21 protein-coding genes are annotated in these 19,064 nt (G+C 44.4%); 11 read left to right on the top strand and 10 right to left on the bottom strand.

The window, feature by feature from the left end; all coding sequences use genetic code 11:
* Positions 1 to 53 precede the first annotated feature (53 nt).
* From leuC to MSG35_RS16290, 3 genes are all read left to right on the top strand, one after another.
* Positions 54 to 1,466 carry a 3-isopropylmalate dehydratase large subunit gene (leuC, locus tag MSG35_RS16300; RefSeq protein WP_248384556.1) on the top strand — a complete coding sequence of 471 codons (1,413 nt, stop codon included), beginning with the start codon at positions 54 to 56 and terminating at the stop codon, positions 1,464 to 1,466.
* Between the two features lie 14 nt (positions 1,467 to 1,480).
* Positions 1,481 to 2,083 (top strand): 3-isopropylmalate dehydratase small subunit, encoded by a 603-nt coding sequence (gene leuD / locus MSG35_RS16295; protein WP_017061388.1) that lies wholly within the window; start codon positions 1,481 to 1,483, stop codon positions 2,081 to 2,083.
* Positions 2,084 to 2,239: 156 nt separating this feature from the next.
* On the top strand, positions 2,240 to 3,022 hold the full coding sequence (locus tag MSG35_RS16290) for a DUF547 domain-containing protein (RefSeq protein ID WP_248384555.1): 783 nt from the start codon (positions 2,240 to 2,242) through the stop codon (positions 3,020 to 3,022).
* A 97-nt stretch (positions 3,023 to 3,119) separates the two neighbouring features.
* Here MSG35_RS16290 and MSG35_RS16285 read toward each other — a convergent pair whose 3' ends face one another.
* Together MSG35_RS16285 and djlA are read right to left on the bottom strand one after the other, a co-directional pair.
* Positions 3,120 to 3,665: a DUF924 family protein gene (locus MSG35_RS16285; RefSeq protein WP_248384554.1), complete on the bottom strand. Its 546-nt coding sequence runs from the start codon at positions 3,663 to 3,665 to the stop codon at positions 3,120 to 3,122.
* Positions 3,666 to 3,722: 57 nt separating this feature from the next.
* Complete coding sequence (gene djlA, locus MSG35_RS16280) at positions 3,723 to 4,577, bottom strand: co-chaperone DjlA (protein ID WP_010434455.1); 855 nt, start codon at positions 4,575 to 4,577, stop codon at positions 3,723 to 3,725.
* Positions 4,578 to 4,726: 149 nt separating this feature from the next.
* Here djlA and lptD point away from each other — a divergent pair, with 149 nt between their 5' ends.
* From lptD to MSG35_RS16250, 6 genes are all read left to right on the top strand, one after another.
* Positions 4,727 to 7,081, top strand: coding sequence for an LPS assembly protein LptD (lptD, locus tag MSG35_RS16275; RefSeq protein WP_248384553.1), 2,355 nt, complete (start codon positions 4,727 to 4,729; stop codon positions 7,079 to 7,081).
* A 43-nt stretch (positions 7,082 to 7,124) separates the two neighbouring features.
* Complete coding sequence (gene surA, locus MSG35_RS16270; RefSeq protein ID WP_048609649.1) at positions 7,125 to 8,423, top strand: peptidylprolyl isomerase SurA; 1,299 nt, start codon at positions 7,125 to 7,127, stop codon at positions 8,421 to 8,423.
* The gene (pdxA, locus tag MSG35_RS16265) at positions 8,410 to 9,402 is read left to right on the top strand and encodes a 4-hydroxythreonine-4-phosphate dehydrogenase PdxA (RefSeq protein ID WP_248384552.1); all 993 of its coding nucleotides are present in this window, start codon (positions 8,410 to 8,412) and stop codon (positions 9,400 to 9,402) included. Before surA ends, pdxA begins: the two co-directional genes overlap by 14 nt.
* Positions 9,399 to 10,214, top strand: a complete 816-nt coding sequence (rsmA, locus tag MSG35_RS16260) for a 16S rRNA (adenine(1518)-N(6)/adenine(1519)-N(6))-dimethyltransferase RsmA (RefSeq protein ID WP_248384551.1) — start codon at positions 9,399 to 9,401, stop codon at positions 10,212 to 10,214. Before pdxA ends, rsmA begins: the two co-directional genes overlap by 4 nt.
* 88 nt (positions 10,215 to 10,302) lie before the next feature.
* Positions 10,303 to 10,683 (top strand): Co2+/Mg2+ efflux protein ApaG, encoded by a 381-nt coding sequence (apaG, locus tag MSG35_RS16255; protein ID WP_004735899.1) that lies wholly within the window; start codon positions 10,303 to 10,305, stop codon positions 10,681 to 10,683.
* Positions 10,684 to 10,712: 29 nt separating this feature from the next.
* Positions 10,713 to 11,516 (top strand): symmetrical bis(5'-nucleosyl)-tetraphosphatase, encoded by an 804-nt coding sequence (locus MSG35_RS16250; protein ID WP_248384550.1) that lies wholly within the window; start codon positions 10,713 to 10,715, stop codon positions 11,514 to 11,516.
* Between the two features lie 56 nt (positions 11,517 to 11,572).
* Here the strand turns inward: MSG35_RS16250 and folA are convergent, their stop codons facing one another.
* The 6 genes from folA to rplU form a co-directional block, all read right to left on the bottom strand.
* Entirely contained in the window at positions 11,573 to 12,052 is a 480-nt protein-coding gene (gene folA / locus MSG35_RS16245) for a type 3 dihydrofolate reductase (protein WP_248384549.1), read from the bottom strand.
* 39 nt (positions 12,053 to 12,091) lie between these two features.
* Positions 12,092 to 12,565, bottom strand: a complete 474-nt coding sequence (locus MSG35_RS16240; RefSeq protein ID WP_017062945.1) for a threonine/serine exporter family protein — start codon at positions 12,563 to 12,565, stop codon at positions 12,092 to 12,094.
* A complete protein-coding gene (locus MSG35_RS16235; RefSeq protein WP_017061378.1) occupies positions 12,565 to 13,332 on the bottom strand; it encodes a threonine/serine exporter ThrE family protein in 768 nt (255 codons plus the stop codon). The genes MSG35_RS16240 and MSG35_RS16235 overlap by 1 nt, the downstream gene beginning before the upstream one ends.
* A gap of 165 nt (positions 13,333 to 13,497) precedes the next feature.
* Positions 13,498 to 14,670, bottom strand: coding sequence for an Obg family GTPase CgtA (gene cgtA, locus MSG35_RS16230; protein WP_017061377.1), 1,173 nt, complete (start codon positions 14,668 to 14,670; stop codon positions 13,498 to 13,500).
* 323 nt (positions 14,671 to 14,993) lie between these two features.
* Positions 14,994 to 15,251, bottom strand: a complete 258-nt coding sequence (gene rpmA / locus MSG35_RS16225; RefSeq protein WP_004735905.1) for a 50S ribosomal protein L27 — start codon at positions 15,249 to 15,251, stop codon at positions 14,994 to 14,996.
* 19 nt (positions 15,252 to 15,270) lie between these two features.
* Positions 15,271 to 15,582: a 50S ribosomal protein L21 gene (gene rplU / locus MSG35_RS16220; RefSeq protein ID WP_004740823.1), complete on the bottom strand. Its 312-nt coding sequence runs from the start codon at positions 15,580 to 15,582 to the stop codon at positions 15,271 to 15,273.
* 268 nt (positions 15,583 to 15,850) lie between these two features.
* Between rplU and ispB the strand changes: the two genes are divergently transcribed.
* Positions 15,851 to 16,822 carry an octaprenyl diphosphate synthase gene (ispB, locus tag MSG35_RS16215; protein WP_248384548.1) on the top strand — a complete coding sequence of 324 codons (972 nt, stop codon included), beginning with the start codon at positions 15,851 to 15,853 and terminating at the stop codon, positions 16,820 to 16,822.
* Between the two features lie 103 nt (positions 16,823 to 16,925).
* On the opposite strand, the gene MSG35_RS16210 is transcribed toward ispB, so the two are convergent.
* Both MSG35_RS16210 and mdh read right to left on the bottom strand, forming a co-directional pair.
* Positions 16,926 to 17,117 carry a hypothetical protein gene (locus MSG35_RS16210; protein WP_248384547.1) on the bottom strand — a complete coding sequence of 64 codons (192 nt, stop codon included), beginning with the start codon at positions 17,115 to 17,117 and terminating at the stop codon, positions 16,926 to 16,928.
* A gap of 124 nt (positions 17,118 to 17,241) precedes the next feature.
* The gene (gene mdh / locus MSG35_RS16205) at positions 17,242 to 18,177 is read right to left on the bottom strand and encodes a malate dehydrogenase (protein ID WP_009847834.1); all 936 of its coding nucleotides are present in this window, start codon (positions 18,175 to 18,177) and stop codon (positions 17,242 to 17,244) included.
* Positions 18,178 to 18,509: 332 nt separating this feature from the next.
* Between mdh and argR the strand changes: the two genes are divergently transcribed.
* Positions 18,510 to 18,980, top strand: coding sequence for a transcriptional regulator ArgR (argR, locus tag MSG35_RS16200; protein ID WP_004740827.1), 471 nt, complete (start codon positions 18,510 to 18,512; stop codon positions 18,978 to 18,980).
* Positions 18,981 to 19,064: the final 84 nt, after the last annotated feature.

The following is a 19,064-nucleotide window of genomic DNA, read 5'->3' as shown; positions in this document are numbered from 1 at the left end:
ATGACTTGGCTCGAAACAAATACTGGGACTGATGCTCCCAAGGAAGAAAAGCTATGTCGACAAACCAGCAAGCAAAAACCTTATACGAAAAAGTTTATGACGCTCACGTTGCGGTTGCAGCGAAGGGCGAAACGCCAATTCTTTATATCGATCGTCACTTAGTCCACGAAGTAACGTCGCCACAAGCCTTTGATGGTCTGCGTGAAAAAGGCCGTAAAGTTCGCCAAGTAGGCAAAACTTTTGCGACCATGGATCACAACGTATCGACACAAACTAAAGACATCAACGCTTCTGGTGAGATGGCTCGTATCCAAATGGAAACGCTATCGAAGAACTGTGAAGAGTTTGGTGTCACGCTTTACGATCTAAACCACAAATACCAAGGTATTGTGCACGTAATGGGCCCTGAACTAGGTATTACTCTGCCGGGTATGACCATCGTATGTGGTGACTCGCACACGGCTACACACGGTGCATTTGGCTCACTAGCATTCGGTATCGGTACTTCAGAAGTTGAGCACGTTCTAGCAACTCAAACGCTAAAACAAGCTCGCGCTAAAACGATGAAGATCGAAGTAAAAGGCAAGGTTGCTCCGGGAATCACTGCAAAAGACATCGTGCTAGCGATCATCGGTAAAACAACGGCAGCTGGCGGTACTGGCTACGTGGTTGAATTCTGTGGTGAGGCAATTACCGACCTTACGATGGAAGGCCGTATGACGGTATGTAACATGGCAATCGAGCTTGGCGCTAAAGCAGGCTTAATCGCTCCAGATGCAACGACATACGAATACATAAAAGGTCGTAAGTTCTCTCCACAAGGTGAAGACTTAGAAGCGGCAATCGAATACTGGGACACATTGAAAACCGATGCAGACGCTGAGTTCGATGCCGTTGTCACGCTAGAAGCAGCAGACATCAAACCACAAGTCACTTGGGGTACTAACCCAGGTCAGGTTATCTCGGTAGACACGCCAATCCCTGCACCAGAAAGCTTCGCAGACCCTGTTGAAAAGGCATCTGCAGAAAAAGCACTGGCTTACATGGGCCTTGAAGCCGGTAAATCTCTATCGGATTACAACGTCGATAAAGTGTTCGTGGGTTCTTGTACTAACTCTCGTATCGAAGACATGCGCGCAGCAGCAGCGGTAGCGAAAGGCCGCCAAGTAGCGGAACATGTTCAAGCATTGATCGTTCCAGGCTCTGAGCAAGTAAAAGCACAAGCTGAAGCTGAAGGCCTAGATAAGATCTTCATCGAAGCCGGCTTTGAATGGCGCTTACCAGGCTGTTCTATGTGTCTTGCAATGAACAACGACCGTCTAGGTCCACAAGAGCGCTGTGCTTCTACATCAAACCGTAACTTTGAAGGTCGCCAAGGCCGTGATGGTCGTACGCACCTAGTTAGCCCAGCAATGGCAGCCGCAGCGGCTATCGCTGGTCACTTTGTCGATATTCGTGAACTTTAATTAGAGGATTTAACATGTCAGGTTTTCAACAACACACCGGATTAGTCGTTCCTCTAGATACGGCCAACATCGATACTGATGCGATCATTCCAAAGCAGTTTCTACAGAAAGTAAACCGCATCGGTTTTGGTAAGCACTTGTTCCACGATTGGCGCTTCCTAGATGATGCAGGCCAACAGCCAAACCCTGAGTTTGTAATGAACGAAGCTCGCTACCAAGGCGCTTCAATTCTTTTAGCTCGTGAAAACTTTGGTTGTGGTTCATCTCGTGAACACGCACCGTGGGCGCTTGCCGATTACGGTATTCAAGTGATGATCGCGCCAAGCTTTGCCGACATTTTCTACGGCAACTCGATCAACAACCAAATGGTGCCAGTTCGATTGACTGAGCAAGAAGTGGATGAGCTATTCCAATTCGTTGAAGCGAATGAAGGTGCAGAAATTACGGTTGATCTAGAAGCAATGAAAGTTAGCGCGAACGGCAAAGAGTACTCGTTTGAAATTGATGAGTTCCGTCGTCACTGCTTACTGAATGGTTTAGACAATATCGGCCTTACACTTCAACATGCCGATAAGATCTCAGAGTTTGAAGCTAAGATTCCTAGCTTCCTAAAGTAATGAGACGTTTCTGAATGAATCCAAAGGTTGGCCTAGTGCCAACCTTTTTTATTTGGCTAAGCTTTTAACTTAACTTCATATGTTTATTTAAATGAAGGGCAATGAAAGAAAATGGTAAGCCTTAAGGTCTTAGTAATCAGTCATCAGGAGAATGCCATGAAACAACTACTTTTTATTGTCAGCCTACTTTTCTCAACCTTAGCTTGGTCGGCGCCGAAATCTGAACTTTGGCCATACTGGAATCAAAGCGACGAAACCAATCTAGAACAGGTATCTCACCAAAATTGGCAGCAATTTCTCGATAACTACTTAGTTAAACAAGGGCAAAATACCCTAGTGCGCTATCAAGCAGTGAACACTGCCGATAAGACAAAGCTCAAGCAGTACATCAAGAGACTAGAACAGGTGAATCCGCTCGACTATTCAAAAGCGGAGCAGTACGCCTATTGGGTTAACCTATACAACGCCGTGACTGTCGATTTGATTCTTGATGCCTATCCGATCAAATCCATCACTAAACTTGGCGGGCTATTTAGTTTTGGGCCGTGGGGAGATGATGTGGTAGTCGTTAACGGAAAATCACTGACACTCAACGACATTGAACATCGAATCCTAAGACCGATTTGGCAAGATCCTCGTACGCATTATGCAGTGAACTGTGCCAGCCTAGGTTGCCCTAACTTACAACCTGACGCTTTTACCTCTGACAATACTGAAGCCTTGCTTGAGCAAGCTGCTAATGAGTTTGTAAGCAGTGATAAGGGCGTGCTGGTTACAAACAATAAGCTTCAACTATCATCGATTTACGAATGGTTTGCTGTGGATTTTGGTACAGAGAAACAACTTATTCGTCACTTAGAACATTATCGAACTGAAGCAGTAACCAATACTCAAAACATCAGTTATGAATACGATTGGTCGCTCAACCAAGCAAACTAGCTCTAACGCTAACGTTCACGACTAAAACAAAAAAAGAGGCTAGAGGTTTTTATTAACCGCTAGCCTCTTTTTTATCTATTGAACTGTGTTTCTACAATTAAAAGCTTGAGCCCGGTTGCTGCAAGAATTCAATTTCTTCGGGAGTCGAAGCTCGCCCTAGCACCTCATTACGGTGAGGGTAGCGACCAAACTGCTCAATGATAACCTTGTGCTTAAACTCAAAATCCAGATTATGTTCTAATCCCGTTTGAGAAAAGAGTTCCACGGCTTGTTCATGGACTAACAAAGACTCACTGTGCATATAAGGCATATACAGGAAGCTTTTCTGTTGCTCGTTAAGCTGGTGATCAAAACCACCCGCTACCGCCTCTTGGGCTAGAGCCAACGCCATCGGATCAGAAGAAAATGCTGTCGGACTGTTTCTACCAATATTTCGAGAAAACTGATCAAGCACGATAATCTCAGCCAATCGTCCTTGCGCAGTTTGGCGCCACTCAAATAGCTCGCCTTGAATGGCTGCTTTATGCAATTCAGAAAATCGAGACTCTATCAAAGTGTCAATCTCGGCGCCGCCAGTAAACCAATCTTTAGGCGTCAACTCATCGAACCAAAACTCTAGAACATCCTGATACATTACCGTCATATAATTCCCTTTAATAAAAAACCGAGTAACGTTGTTATTACTCGGTCTAGTGTTCGATTACTTAAAACCTTTGACCTTCTTTATCAAGTCATAAGCATTTTGAATTTCTTGCGATTTTTCTTTCGCGACATTCATCATCTCAGGCGGTAAGCCCTTCGCCATCAGTTTATCTGGGTGATGTTCATTCATCAGCTTGCGGTAGGCTTTCTTCACCTCTTTACCGTCAGCACTTTCACTCACACCAAGAACCTTATATGCGTCGCCAAGCTGGTTCTGTTGCGAAGCCTGTTGCCAACCTGATGATTGCCCATGACCCTGATGGCCACCAAAGCTTCCACCTTGCTGTTGGAAACGGAACGCAGCTTCTTGCATCTGCAAGCGGCGTTCTAGTTGTTCTGCCGAAAACCCAAGCCCTTGCGCTATTTTATGCAGAACTTGACGTTCACTCGGGTGCAAACTTCCATCCGCAAATGCGGCAGATACCTGAAGCTCTAGAAAGAACTGCAGAAGATCAAAACGACCACCCGATGAGATTTTCACTCGCTCAAGTACGTCGCTCAGAGGAAAGTCGCTCTCTTTGCCGTCACGGAATGCATCTTGCGCCGCTTTGCGCTGTTCGCCATGCAGGTTCATACGCTCCATCATGGTAGAAGCGAGTTGAATCTCTTCTGGCGTTACCTGCCCTTTCGCTTTAGCAACGTGCCCCATAACCGCAAAAGCGGATTTAAAAAACTCGTTCTGTCTTTCTGCTTGGCTTGGACCTCGACCAAAACCAGAGCTATTGAAGCCTGATTGGTTCAATCGGCGAGCTTTATCGAATTGGTGTCCTAAAAACAGACCAAAAACTAAACCGAGTGGCCCTCCAAATAAAAAGCCAAAAAACGCGCCCAAAATTTTGCCAAATATTTGCATTATGTGTTCTCTATCTATGAATTTTATCTGAGTAATGCTGTCTGATGATGCTGAATGCTATTATTTCCTTTATCATAAGGAAAATGCTTTATTAATTGGATTGATACTAGATCAACCCTTCATCTAGTGACACAGGATAGTTCAACTTCATGCAATCTTTTTCCCGCACCTTGTTAGCCGCGTCTATAAGTACGGCGTTATACGTGTCGACAACTCAAGCTGAAACAATTACCGATAGTAGTGTGCAGGAAATGCCCTCTATAGATCAATGCTTGATCGAGCCCGCTGCAGAAAACGAGACACAGCTACCCGCTCATGTTGAGTCAGATCGCTTAGAAGCTATCAATGGTGACAAGGCAATATATTCAGGTGACGTAGTCGTTACGCAAGGGAACAAGACCATCCTTGCCGATAACGTAACCCTGCACCAACAAGAAAATATCGTTGTAGCTGAAGGCAACGTAAACTTTAGTGATGGTCAAATCAAATCTATCTCAGACAAAGCGACCAATAATCTGACTACAGATGAAATGACGCTTGAGAACACCGATTACGAATTCCTTTGCGAGCCCGGTCGCGGCGATGCTGTTTATATCGCAAAAACAGGTAAAGCGGTTTATGAGATTGAAGATGGTTCGATTACGTCTTGCCCAATTGGCGACAATGCTTGGCGTCTAAGAGCATCAAGTATCAGTGTCGACCAAGACGAAGAACAAGCCACCTTTTATAATCCACGTTTTGAAATTCAAAGTGTTCCTGTCTTTTACTTACCTTACTTAACGGTACCTGTGGGTGATACACGTAAAACCGGTTTCTTGTATCCTACAGTTTCGTATGGTTCAAGCGATGGTTTTGAAGCTGAAATTCCTGTTTATTGGAACTTAGCGCCAAACTACGACTTGGAAACCACCTTCAAGTACATGCAAGAGCGTGGCACTCAGCTTAACAGTAAATTCCGTTACTTAAGTGATTTTGGCTCAGGTAGTATCGAGTCTGAATATTTACCAGATGATAAAAAGTTCTCCGAAAAAGGCGACCGTTGGGGGGCTCAACTCCAGCACTCAGGGATATTCCAGCAATCGTGGTTATTTGAAATCGATTACTCAAAAGTCAGTGATATCGACTACTTCACTGACGTTAGCGGAAGCAGCATTGGTAACCGTGAGGATGGCCAGTTACTCCAAGAAGGTAAAGCAACCTACCGTACTCAAAACTGGGATGCGTCAGTACTTGTCCGAGATTTTCAAGTTTTAACTCCAAACAACCAACCTTATCGTCTAATGCCACAGCTGGAGTATAACTACTACGCTCCTGAGGTGATGGACTACTTAGACTTCGACATGATCAGTCATGTCTCAGTATTCGATACTGATGCGTCAGACAAACCATCTGCGACTCGCGTTCACGTTGAGCCGGGGATCACCATCCCTGTAGGAAATACCTGGGGCACATGGACCACAGAAGCGCGACTGCTGGGTACATACTACCAACAAGATCTTGATGGCGTTCCAACAGACCCAAATAGCGCAAATTATGTCGCAGGCAATGAATACTTAGAGGAGACTGTTAGCCGGGTTATCCCTGAGTTCAGAAGCCACGCGGGTATCGTGCTAGAGAGAGATACAACGATAATTGGGGGCTATACGCAAACACTAGAGCCGCAAGTTCAGTACCTTTACGTACCAGAAGAAGACCAATCTAACATAGCTCTGTACGACACAACATTGCTGCAAACGGATTATTACGGCCTATTTCGAAGCCGTAAATACAGTGGTGTTGATTTCATTGCAGCGGCCAACCAAATTAGTTACGGCGCATCTTCTCGGTTCTTTGATGATGAATACAGGGAACGCCTAAATGTATCTTTTGGGCAAATTTTTTATATCGACAAAGATACCAAACGTACTCCTGAAGGCACAGATCCAAACGATAAATCTAACTACTCCTCATGGGCGGTAGAGGTCGATTTTAACTACGATGATTACCTTTTTTATCATGGTGGTGTGCAGTACGATATCGATGCATCAGCCATGCAGCTTGCTAATAGCACCCTAGAGTATCGCTTTGCTGGCGGTTACGTACAAACTAACTATCGCTACGTTACGGAAGAATATATTGAGGATAATGTAGGCAAAAGTATAAATGTTGGTTCAATAACTAGAGATGGTATCTCGCAAGCCGGTTTGCTTGGTGCTTACCAGATTTCGCGGAAGTGGAATGCCAGTGCTCAATATTTCTATGATTTAACCACACAAGAGAATCTAGAGTGGTTGGCTCGCTTGAACTATAAATCGGATTGTTGGTATATCGGATTTACCTATAGTAACCAGCTGACAAATAACATTAGTAATCCAAATACTACGCCTGAATATGAAAACAACTTTGGTGTGAATTTCGGTATTATTGGCTTTGGTACTAACCTAGGTTCTGATTCAGGTGCAGTTGGGGATAGCAGTTCAGACAACTCATTGAGCTATGGTCGCCCATTCTTCTTAAACAACTAATTTTCTTTGCTGATAAAACGTCAGTAAATTTAAAGGATTACACATGACATTGTGGAAACGCACATTAATTGCTATCGCAGCGACTTGTACTTTATCAACAAGCTTTGCAGCGCCGGTCGAGCTAGATAGCGTAAAAGTTATCGTTAACGAAGGCGTTATCTTGCAAAGCGACATCGATGCTTCGATGAAGACATTACGCGCAAACGCTAAGAAAAGCGGTCAAACACTGCCATCGCAAGACGTGCTCAATGAGCAAGTGCTCGAAAAACTGATCATCGATACTATTCAAACTCAAGAAGCGGAACGTATTGGCGTTCGTATTGATGATGCTAGACTCGATCAAGCAATCGAAGGCATCGCGAAAGACAACAACCAAACGGTTGAACAACTTACCGCATCGGTTGCGGAAGAAGGCCTTAGCTACAATGCGTTTCGTGAGCAAGTAAGAAAAGAGATTGCGGCAAGTGAAGCACGTAATGCCTTAGTTCGTCGTCGTATCAATATTCTTCCTGCAGAAGTCGATAACCTAGCGGATATCTTAGCGCAAGAGACTAACGCGACCGTTCAATACAAAATTGGCCACATTCAACTGCGCTTTAATGACGACCAAACCAAAGAAGAGTTAGAAGCTCAAGCGACTGAACTAGTCGAGGAACTGAACTCAGGCAAAGATTTCAGCACCATGGCATATACTTACTCTAAGGGCCCTAAAGCACTGCAAGGTGGTGATTGGGGTTGGATGCGTAAAGAAGAGATGCCAACCATTTTTGCGGACCAGATCAAAATGCAGAACAAAGGCAGCATCATCGGACCTTTCCGAAGTGGCGTTGGTTTCCATATCCTGAAAATTGAAGATGTGAAAGGCTTAGAAACTGTTGCGGTAACTGAGGTGAATGCACGTCATATTTTGATTAAGCCTACAGTTATCCTAAGTGATGATGGCGCCAAGGAGCAACTTGAAGAGATCACACGTCGTGTTAACGCTGGTGAAGCGAGCTTCGGTGACCTTGCACAGCAATACAGCCAAGACCCAGGTTCTGCCGTACAAGATGGTGAGCTAGGCTACCAAACACCAGATTTGTATGTACCAGAGTTCAAACACCAAGTAGAAACGCTACCTGAAGGCAAAATCAGTGCGCCATTCAAAACCGTACACGGTTGGCACATTGTTGAAGTACTAGACCGTCGCGAAGTAGACCGCACCGATTCGGCTTTGAAAAACAAGGCTTACCAAATTCTATTTAACCGTAAATTCAACGAAGAAGCGGGTGCTTGGCTACAAGAAGTAAGAGCAAGTGCCTTTGTTGAAATGGTTGAGGACGACCAAGATGACAACAACTAAACGTATTGTCATAACCGCAGGTGAACCCGCAGGGATAGGACCAGACTTAACTCTGGCTCTATCTCAAGAAAGCTGGCCTCATCAACTCGTGGTTTGTGCCGATAAAACACTGCTAGCCGAGCGAGCGAAAACCCTAGGTATTGAAGTAGAGCTGCTGGACTACGATGCAGATGCGGCTAAGCAACCACAACGCGCTGGTACACTGGTAGTGAAACACGTTCCACTTGCTGAAACGGCAGTTGCAGGTCAACTCAACGAGGCTAATGGTCATTACGTATTAAATACTTTAGAAACCGCAGCAATTGGCTGTATGAATGATGAATTTGATGCTATTGTCACCGGCCCCGTTCACAAGGGTGTAATTAACCGAGCTGGCGTTGCTTTTAGCGGCCATACCGAGTTCTTTGCAGAGAAGTCCAATACACCACTGGTGGTGATGATGTTGGCAACTGAAGGGCTGCGTGTTGCACTAGTAACAACGCACATCCCACTAGCTTATGTATCTCAAGCTGTGACCGAAGACAGATTAGAGCAAATTATTGCTATTCTGAATAAAGATTTGGTTGAGAAATTTGCTATTGAGAAACCAACTATCTATGTATGTGGCCTTAATCCACATGCTGGTGAAGATGGTTGTTTAGGGCGTGAAGAGATTGAAACTATCACCCCGACGCTAGAAAAAATTCGCCAAAAAGATGGCATCAATTTAGTTGGCCCATTGCCAGCAGATACCATCTTTAATGAAAAATATTTGCAAGATGCAGATGCTGTTTTAGGTATGTATCACGACCAAGTACTCCCGGTATTGAAATACAAAGGGTTTGGTCGCTCAGTGAACATCACGCTTGGCTTACCGTTTATTCGCACATCAGTCGACCACGGTACCGCCTTAGACTTGGCAGGGAAAGGCCAAGCCGATACAGGGAGCTTTAGAACAGCGCTCACGCACGCCATTGAATTAGTAGAGAAAAAGCAATGAGAAATGATGTCCACTTAGGGCACAAAGCGCGTAAACGTTTTGGTCAAAACTTCCTTAACGATCCATACATTATTGATGGCATCGTATCGAGCATTAACCCACTACCAGGTCAAAACTTGGTAGAGATCGGTCCTGGTCTAGGCGCAATTACTGAGCCTGTGGGTAAGCTTGTCGATAAATTTACCGTTATCGAATTGGATAGAGACCTTGCAGAACGTCTTCGTAACCATCCAGATCTTACTGACAAGCTAACGATCCGTGAAGGCGATGCGATGAAGTTCGACTTCCAAGAACTGGTTAAGCCAAACAATAAGCTACGCATCTTTGGCAACTTGCCATACAACATCTCTACACCATTGATGTTCCACCTTTTTGAATTCCATAAAGACGTGCAAGACATGCACTTTATGCTTCAAAAAGAAGTGGTTAACCGTCTAGCTGCAGGCCCTGGCAGCAAAGCTTACGGCCGCCTTACTGTAATGGCTCAGTACTACTGTAAAGTAACGCCGGTGTTAGAAGTGCCACCAACGGCCTTCGTTCCGCCACCGAAAGTAGACTCAGCAGTCGTTCGCCTACAGCCATACGAAGTGCTGCCTTACCCGGCAAAAGACCTGAAATGGCTTGATCGCGTATGTCGTGAAGGCTTTAACCAGCGTCGTAAAACAGTTCGTAACTGCTACAAGAGCTTAATCGATAAGGAAGTGCTTGAAGAGCTAGGTATCAACCCAAGCATGCGTCCTGAGAACTTAACGCTCGAGCAGTTTGTCGACATGGCAAACTGGTTGTACGACAGTCACAACGCTGACAAATAAATAAAAAAGGCTCCTACACTTCGGTTAGGAGCCTTTTTTATGTAATACTTTAATTACATTAAGTATATCAACAACAAAAGGTGCGAATATGGATATATCTACGCCTTGTATCAAATGCCAGGTTCACTCTAAGTACATAGAAGAACAATCTGAGCCAACGAAGAATCGTTACGTCTTCGCCTACATTATTACCATCAAAAACCTAAGTAAAACAACGGTACAGCTTATGTCTCGCCGCTGGTTAATTACCGACTCTAACGGCAAGCAACTCACCATTGAGGGTGATGGTGTGGTTGGGCAACAACCCGTGATTGAAGCCAACGACGAATACACCTACACAAGTGGCACTGTCATCGAAACCCCTGTTGGCGTTATGCAAGGTCACTATGTGATGACCGATAACAAGGGCATTGATTTTATTACCGAAGTTGACCCATTCAGACTCGCAATCCCTAATATTCTTAATTAGCCGTACATCCGTATCTACAGGAAATTATTGTGTCGAATTATATTGTCGGAGACATCCAAGGGTGCTTCGACGAACTTCAATTACTGCTTGAAGCTATTAACTTTGATAAACACCAAGATACCTTATGGGTAGCTGGAGACCTAGTCGCTCGAGGCCCAAAATCATTGGAAACTCTGCGCTTTATTCGTAGCCTTGGTGACGCAGCTAAGGTTGTATTAGGCAACCACGACTTACACCTTCTGGCGCTATCCTTAGGGCTATTTCCAGCGAAACCAAAAGATAAGACTCAAGCGATTCTTGATGCTGAAGATCGTGAACTACTACTCGAATGGTTAAGGCAACAACCTTTGCTTCAGGAACACCCGGAGTTCGTGATGTGCCATGCGGGTATCTCGCCGCAATGGAGCATAGAAACAGCACGTATCGAAAATCAAGAGGTTGCATCCTTACTGAAGTCGGACAGATGGCAATGGCTTATCGAAAACATGTACAGCAACACGCCTGATTTATGGCATCAGGATTTACATGATATTGAGCGCTATCGCTATGCAATCAATAGCCTTACAAGAATGCGCTTCTGTTTTGAAGACGGTCGACTCGACATGGCATGTAAGCTACCACCTAATGAAATTACCGATGAACCATTAGTACCGTGGTTTGACCTTCCACAACGCATAAAGCTCGATAAAACCGTTGTTTTTGGACACTGGGCTGCACTTGAAGGCTATAACGGAAAAGACGTGATTGGACTTGATACTGGCTGCGTTTGGGGAGGAGACTTAACCGCACTTCGCTGGGAAGACAAACAGTTTTTTACTCAAAAAGCGTTATAGATATACGAAACACTTGCGCTACTCGTACAGCAGCGCAAGTGTTTTTAAATTAGGACTTAACGCTCGAGAATCACAAACTCCATATTGTGTTTGTTTTTCTCATCTGCTTGATAACTATCATTAAAGCTCTGCTTCCAACCTTCTCCCCAGTCTGGAAATTGCGTATCACCATCGACATCAAAATCGATATAAGTCAGATACAACTTGTCTGCTTTAGGTAGGCAAGTTTCATAGATTGAACCACCACCGATAATCATCACTTCATCGACATCGTTGACCAGCTCTAGTGCTTTATCAATCGAAGTAACAGTCGTCACCCCTTCAATTTCCAAGCTCGCATCACGGCTAATCACAACGTTTAATCGACCTGGTAAAGGACGCCCGATCGAATCATAGGTTTTACGCCCCATGACTACAGGCTTACCCATAGTCGAGCGTTTAAACCATGCAAAATCCGCAGGCAAATGCCAAGGCATCTGGTTGTCTTTACCTATTACACGGTTATTGGCCATTGCTGCAATCATACTGATGATCATAAATCGAAAGTCCTGTCCTTAACTGAAAGAGATTTGATGCTAGACGATAGGTCTGCGTCGGTAGAATAACAGCCCTGGTACAGCTAAGCCAACCGCCAGTCCAGCGATAATGAACATTGATTTCAAAAAGTTCTCCATCAACATTGCCAGTAACTCAGGCGTATAGCCTGCCCTGTTAATCTCTACCATAGCAATCATTGCCTTGAAGGCAAACACGCCTGGGACCATAGGAATCAAGGCTGCAACCGTAAATACCTTAGGATGCGCTAACAGTTTATGTGACCAATGAACCCCTATCATGCCAACCACCGTCGCGGCAAAGAACGTTGCCCATTCGATTGGAATACCAAAGTGCATCATCAGATAACGGCTACCATGGCCGATAGAGCCGCCAAGTGCACAATAAATTAAAGCGCGTTGCGGGACGTTAAACACCAATGCGAATCCAACCGCAGGAATCGCGGCGAAAAACATATCATTGAGCAAACCTAAAAACAGTTCGAAAATACTCATTAGCTCGCCCATCCCCAAACATCAGATAAACTCATCGCTGCGACAATGCCCAAGCTCGTCGCCAGAGTTAATAAGCTGGCCATGGTAAAGCGCGCTAACCCCATATTAATATGGCCTTTAAGCATATCAGCGACGGAGTTAATCAGAGGAAAACCAGGTACTAACATTAATACTGATGAAGCCATCACGATCGTGGGCTGACCGCCAATATTGTAAAGTACGGCTTGAGCAGAAATGGTAGTGGTAACGAATGCTGTGATAGCAAAGTTTAATAGCGGATTGAAATGGCGATGCCCAATTTCTTGTCTGACGATCATACCGCAAGCTGAAGCAATAAAAGTCATCATGAAGACTTGCCAGTCTCCGCCCGCAAGGTGGCTAAAAGAGGCACACGACAACCCTATCATCACAACCACTAACCAACGGTTGTAGCGCTCGGGGCTGATGTTTTGAATCTTTTTATACGCCAAATCATAATCGAGAATTCCCTTCTCCATCATGATGCAAATGCGTTGAATGTCCGTGATAACCTGCATGTTAATGCCACGATCAGCACAACTTCGAGTAGTGGTAATACAGTGATCATCCATTACGGTAGTTACAACAAGCGCATTGGCTGACAGTGCGACTTCAACCTCATTCACCCCACAAGCAATACCGATGCGACGCATGATATCGCCGACCAGTGTGCTCTCGGCGCCGTGCGCCAATAACATTTGTCCTGATTGAGCGACGAGTCTTGAGATCGCTCTTTGCTTTGATGCCATGATTTCCTTCCCATAGGCGTTAATTATCTAAAGATAAATTTTGCATAAAAAACAACAAGACGTCATGATTTAGATACAAAAAAACCGCAATTTTCATTGCGGTTTAATAAAACTATCAGTGAACTTGGAAGAAGCGACCGATGCGTTATCTGAAACTAAGAAGGATTAGTCACGAACATAGATAACATGGCCGTCATCTTCTTCGTCATCCCAATCGTCCCAATCGTCGTCATCTTCAGTAACGACATTCTTACCGCTCATCGCATCTTTATGGTAGTCATCCCACATAAAGTCTACTTTTTCTTCTTCTTCAACTTCTACAACTTCGCGAGGCAGGTTTTCCATAAACTCACCTAGTTTGAAGCAAAGATCTTTGGTGCCGATTTTATTCACAGCAGAGATCTTGAAGTACTCGCCTTCCCAGCCCAAAGCATCGATGATTTCTTGAATCTTTTCGTCTGCTTCGTCTTCTGGCATTAGGTCAACTTTGTTGAACACTAACCAACGAGGTTTCTGTGAAACTTTTTCACTGTATTGCTCAAGCTCATCGATGATCGTCAGTGCATTCTGAATAGGATCAGATTGATCGATCGGCATAATGTCGATCATATGCAGAAGAACACGACAACGCTCAAGGTGCTTAAGGAAACGAATACCAAGGCCAGCGCCATCAGCAGCGCCTTCGATTAGACCTGGGATATCGGCAACAACGAAGCTCTTTTCAGGGACAACACTTACCACACCCAAGCTTGGGATCAAGGTAGTGAACGGGTAATCAGCCACTTTTGGTTTCGCAGCAGATACTGAACGAATAAAAGTAGATTTACCTGCGTTTGGTAGGCCAAGCATACCAACGTCAGCTAATAGAAGAAGCTCTAAACGCAGTTCACGAACTTCACCTTTAGTACCCATTGTCTTTTGACGAGGAGCGCGGTTAACAGACGATTTAAAACGCGTGTTACCAAGACCGTGCCAACCACCTTTACCAACCATTACTTTCTTGCCGTGCTCAGCAACTTCAGCAACGATTTCATTGGTGTGGATATCAACTGCACGCGTACCAACTGGTACTTTCAGCGTAATGTCTTTACCACGTTTACCAGTACAGTTACCGCCGCGACCATTCTCGCCACGCTCTGCATTGTAAAAACGTTGGAAACGGTAATCGATCAGTGTGTTTAAGTTCTCATCCGCTTGGATGTAAACATCACCGCCGTCACCACCGTCGCCGCCATCAGGGCCACCTTTAGCGACGAATTTTTCGCGCCAAAAGCTTACTGTACCATTACCGCCATCACCGGCTTCTATTTTTACTACCGCTTCATCAACGAATTTCATTTTTTAACTCCGCACTTACGTTGCGTTACCACTCATCAAGGAGTGATATAAATTCTAGCAGATCCGTGTTTAGATCGATCACCTAAGATCTAGGCCGACCTGCAACCAAGGAACAAATAAGGAGAGGTTCTTTGCTTCTTATTTTTTACAAAACAAACGGCTTCTTAAAAACCAAACTGTTTCTCAAAAATAAAACGGCTTCTCAAAACCAAAACAAGAGCGTCTGCTTTTTTATTCTTGCTATAAATAAAAAACCCTGCCGAATCGGCAGGGCTTTTGAATTCAGCTTGAAAGCTAATAACATAATCTAGTTAAAGATTAAATTACTCAGCTTCGATGCTTACAAACTTACGGTTTTTAGGACCTTTAACAGCAAATTTCACTTTACCTTCAGTAAGAGCGAAAAGAGTGTGGTCTTTACCGATGCCAACGTTTGTGCCAGCGTGGAACTTAGTACCACGTTGACGAACGATGATGTTACCTGCAAGAACAGATTCACCACCAAAACGCTTAACACCAAGACGTTTGCTTTCTGAATCGCGGCCGTTATTAGTAGAACCGCCAGCTTTTTTATGTGCCATTGTTAAACTCTCCTAATACTTAAGCGTTAATGCCAGTGATTTTCACTTCAGTGAACCACTGACGGTGACCAGCTTGCTTACGCGAGTGCTTACGACGACGGAACTTAACGATTTTTACTTTATCGCCACGACCGTGTTGTACTACTTCTGCAGTAACCTTGCCACCTTCAACAAGAGGTGCACCAACAGCGATTTCTTCGCCGTTAGCAACAAGAAGAACTTTATCAAATTCAACAGTTGCACCAGTTTCAACGTCTAATTTCTCTAAACGAAGTGTTTGACCTTCGCTTACTCGGTGTTGTTTGCCACCAGATTGGAAAACAGCGTACATATTTTACTCCGCTTTTTCCGCACAGCCTATGGTTGTTAATTGTACAACTCGGGTGTGCGCTAAACTAATCAATAGGGCGCAGATTCTACGGGAATCATGGCGCTATGACAAGCCATATTTTTAAAAAATTGGCGAAAACCTGTTCGCCAAAGAAAAGTGCGGCAATCATGCCCTTTAGCGATGTATTAATCAACGTTTTTTAGTGTATTATTCAACAATTAAATACAACGTATAAGCCTTACAGGGTCTAACTTCAGCCGGATGAACAATGGATTTTAAAGCTATCCAAACGCTTACTGCCAATGATATGGCAAAAGTGAATGAAACAATTCAAGCCCAACTTAATTCTGACGTAAGTTTAATCAACCAGCTTGGTTTTTATATCGTTAGCGGTGGTGGCAAACGCCTACGCCCTTTGCTTGCTCTTTTATCTGCTCGCGCACTCGATTACCAAGGTGAAGCTCATATCACCTCTGCAGCCTTTATCGAGTTTATTCACACCGCAACCCTGCTTCACGACGACGTTGTCGATGAATCGGACATGAGACGCGGTAAAGCGACGGCCAATGCCGCTTTTGGTAATGCCGCTAGCGTTTTGGTGGGTGACTTTATCTACACACGCTCATTCCAAATGATGACAACACTAGGATCTTTAAAGATCCTTGAGCTAATGAGTGAAGCAGTAAACGTGATTGCCGAGGGTGAAGTTCAACAATTAATGAACTGCAATAACCCAGACACCACAGAAGAAAGCTACATGCAGGTGATCTACTCTAAGACTGCTCGTTTGTTCGAAGCTGCGACCCAAATCGGCGCGATTCTTACTGAGTCATCACCAGAGATCGAAACAGCAATGCAGAACTATGGTAAGTACCTAGGCACCGCATTCCAGCTGATTGACGATGTGATGGATTACACTGCAGATGGTAAAGAGATGGGTAAGAACGTTGGCGACGATCTAGCCGAAGGCAAGCCAACACTGCCTCTACTTTACGCAATGCATAATGGCTCTCCTGAACAAGCAAGCATGATTCGTGAAGCGATTGAGAAAGCGAACGGCATGGAACGTCTCGACGACATTATGGCTGTGATGAAAGAGACAGGCTCTTTAGAGTACACCACAAATAAAGCCTACGAAGAGGCCGATAAAGCCATCGCTGAGCTTTCTGTACTTCCTGACTCAGAATATAAGCAAGCGCTAACCACGCTCGCACACTTAGCTGTTAAACGCAGTAAGTAAGCAGGTTAATAGACAACTCGCTTCTAGCTTCTATATAAATAACAAAAAAGAGCCTCAGGGCTCTTTTGTTGGTTTTCAACAAATATTTGTAGGTGAGCCAAATTCAATATCGACTGGCTTCTAATGATAACGGCAGTTGTGCTTCAATCTCTTTAAGCTCTTCCATTGGCACTGCGTACTGCTCATGCCCGTTGTAAGTCTCTACTAACGCGTACTGCTCTTGCTCATCAATGACCAATACTTTTCCTAAGTGCCCCAAATATTCTACATTCATACCCTTCTGAACAGTAGCCATAACATTTACCTTCACCTTGGTTGTAGAGGTGAATACGAGTAGCTTGAACTTCAGGATCAAAAAAGCCGATCATAATGACCGGCCCTTAATAACTAGCTTTAGACTGAGTTAAATAGCGTCTCGCTTATTTAGCGAATTCAACACCAATCTCGATGTCACCATTTAGCGTTTCAAGCATGCTATCTAAAGCGTTACGTTCGAAGTCGCTTAGCTCACCGTAGCTAAGGATCGCTTCAGCGCCCTCTTTGCCTAGTTTAACTGGCTGTGCGAAGAATGGAGCGTGCTCACCTTCACCTTCAACGTATGCACATTCAATCACGTTCTCTTCACCTTGAAGCGCTTTAACTAGAGCAAGACCGAAACGACAAGCCGCTTGACCCATAGACAGTGTCGCACTGCCGCCGCCGGCTTTAGCTTCTACTACTTCCGTACCTGCATTTTGGATACGAGTCGTTAGTGCTGCGATTTCTTCGTCAGTGAACTCTACGCCTTCAACTTGAGAAAGTAGAGGAAGAATCGTTACGCCTGAGTGACCACCGATAACAGGAACACGGATGTCGCCTGGATCTTTGTCTTTCAACTCAGCGACAAACGTTTCTGAGCGAATCACATCAAGAGTCGTAATACCGAATAGACGGCGCTTGTCGTAAACGCCTGCTTTCTTAAGTACTTCAGCAGCGATTGGCACTGTTGTGTTTACTGGGTTAGTGATGATACCAACACAAGCAGTAGGACAAGTAACTGCGATTTTCTCTGCAAGAGACTTAACAATGCCAGCGTTCACATTGAAAAGATCCGCACGATCCATACCAGGCTTACGAGCAACACCCGCTGAAATAAGTACAACATCCGCACCTTCTAGTGCTGGTGTTGGATCTTCACCCGCGTAACCTTTGATCGAAACAGGCGTTGGGATATGGCTAAGATCGGCAGCAACACCCGGTGTTACCGGAGCGATGTCGTAAAGTGCAAGATCTGAACCAGCAGGTAGTCGGTTCTTAAGTAGTAGGGCTAGGGCTTGACCGATGCCACCAGCGGCACCAATAACAGCTACTTTCATTGTTATTCTCCTTGAGAGATTTCTCTTATAGATTCTTTGTAGGGTAATTCTTGAGCTAAATCTAAGTTAAAAAACTATATTAATCACAAAGTGATTACAATCAATTAACGCTAGCTTTGCGACTTCGCGCAAGTCAATAAAACCGTGCTACACAGCAAGTTCGCATTATGGCGATAATCGACTGAAATAACAAAATAAGTCGTCGCAAATAACACATTATTCTATTAAATATTTACAGTGATATGACTAACAAATTACAGGGATGTTTTGGCTAAAATTGAATATGTATGCGAGAATATGCAAACATCTTTGTTAATGAATAAGAATGACATATGCGCAATACAGAAAAGCAAGACAACTTAGTTCGTGCATTTAAAGCCTTACTAAAAGAAGAACGTTTTGGCTCACAAGGCGAAATTGTAGATGCCCTAAAACACGAAGGTTTTGAAAGCATCAACCAGTCTAAAGTCTCGCGTATGTTAACCAAGTTTGGTGCCGTTCGAACTCGTAACGCAAAAATGGAGATGGTTTACTGTCTTCCTGCTGAACTGGGTGTTCCGACAGTTTCTAGCTCTTTACGAGAATTAGTACTAGATATTGACCACAACAATGCATTAGTTGTGATACACACTGGCCCTGGTGCAGCTCAGCTTATCGCTCGCTTATTAGACTCACTAGGTAAGTCGGAAGGCATACTGGGTGTGGTCGCGGGTGATGACACTATCTTTATTACTCCAACGTTATCGGTTACCACTAAGCAACTGTTTGATTCTGTGTGCGAACTGTTTGAATACGCAGGATAATTGATCACTGTTTCATAACTATCAGCCTTACTAATGGATCACGAACATCTATTCGCTTCGTGATCCAAATCACATCCTAGAATA

This window comes from Vibrio sp. 1CM23M, from assembly GCF_023161755.1.
GTDB lineage: Bacteria > Pseudomonadota > Gammaproteobacteria > Enterobacterales > Vibrionaceae > Vibrio > Vibrio coralliirubri.
Note: the sequence above shows the minus strand (reverse complement) of the source record. Positions and strands in the feature narration are given on the sequence as shown.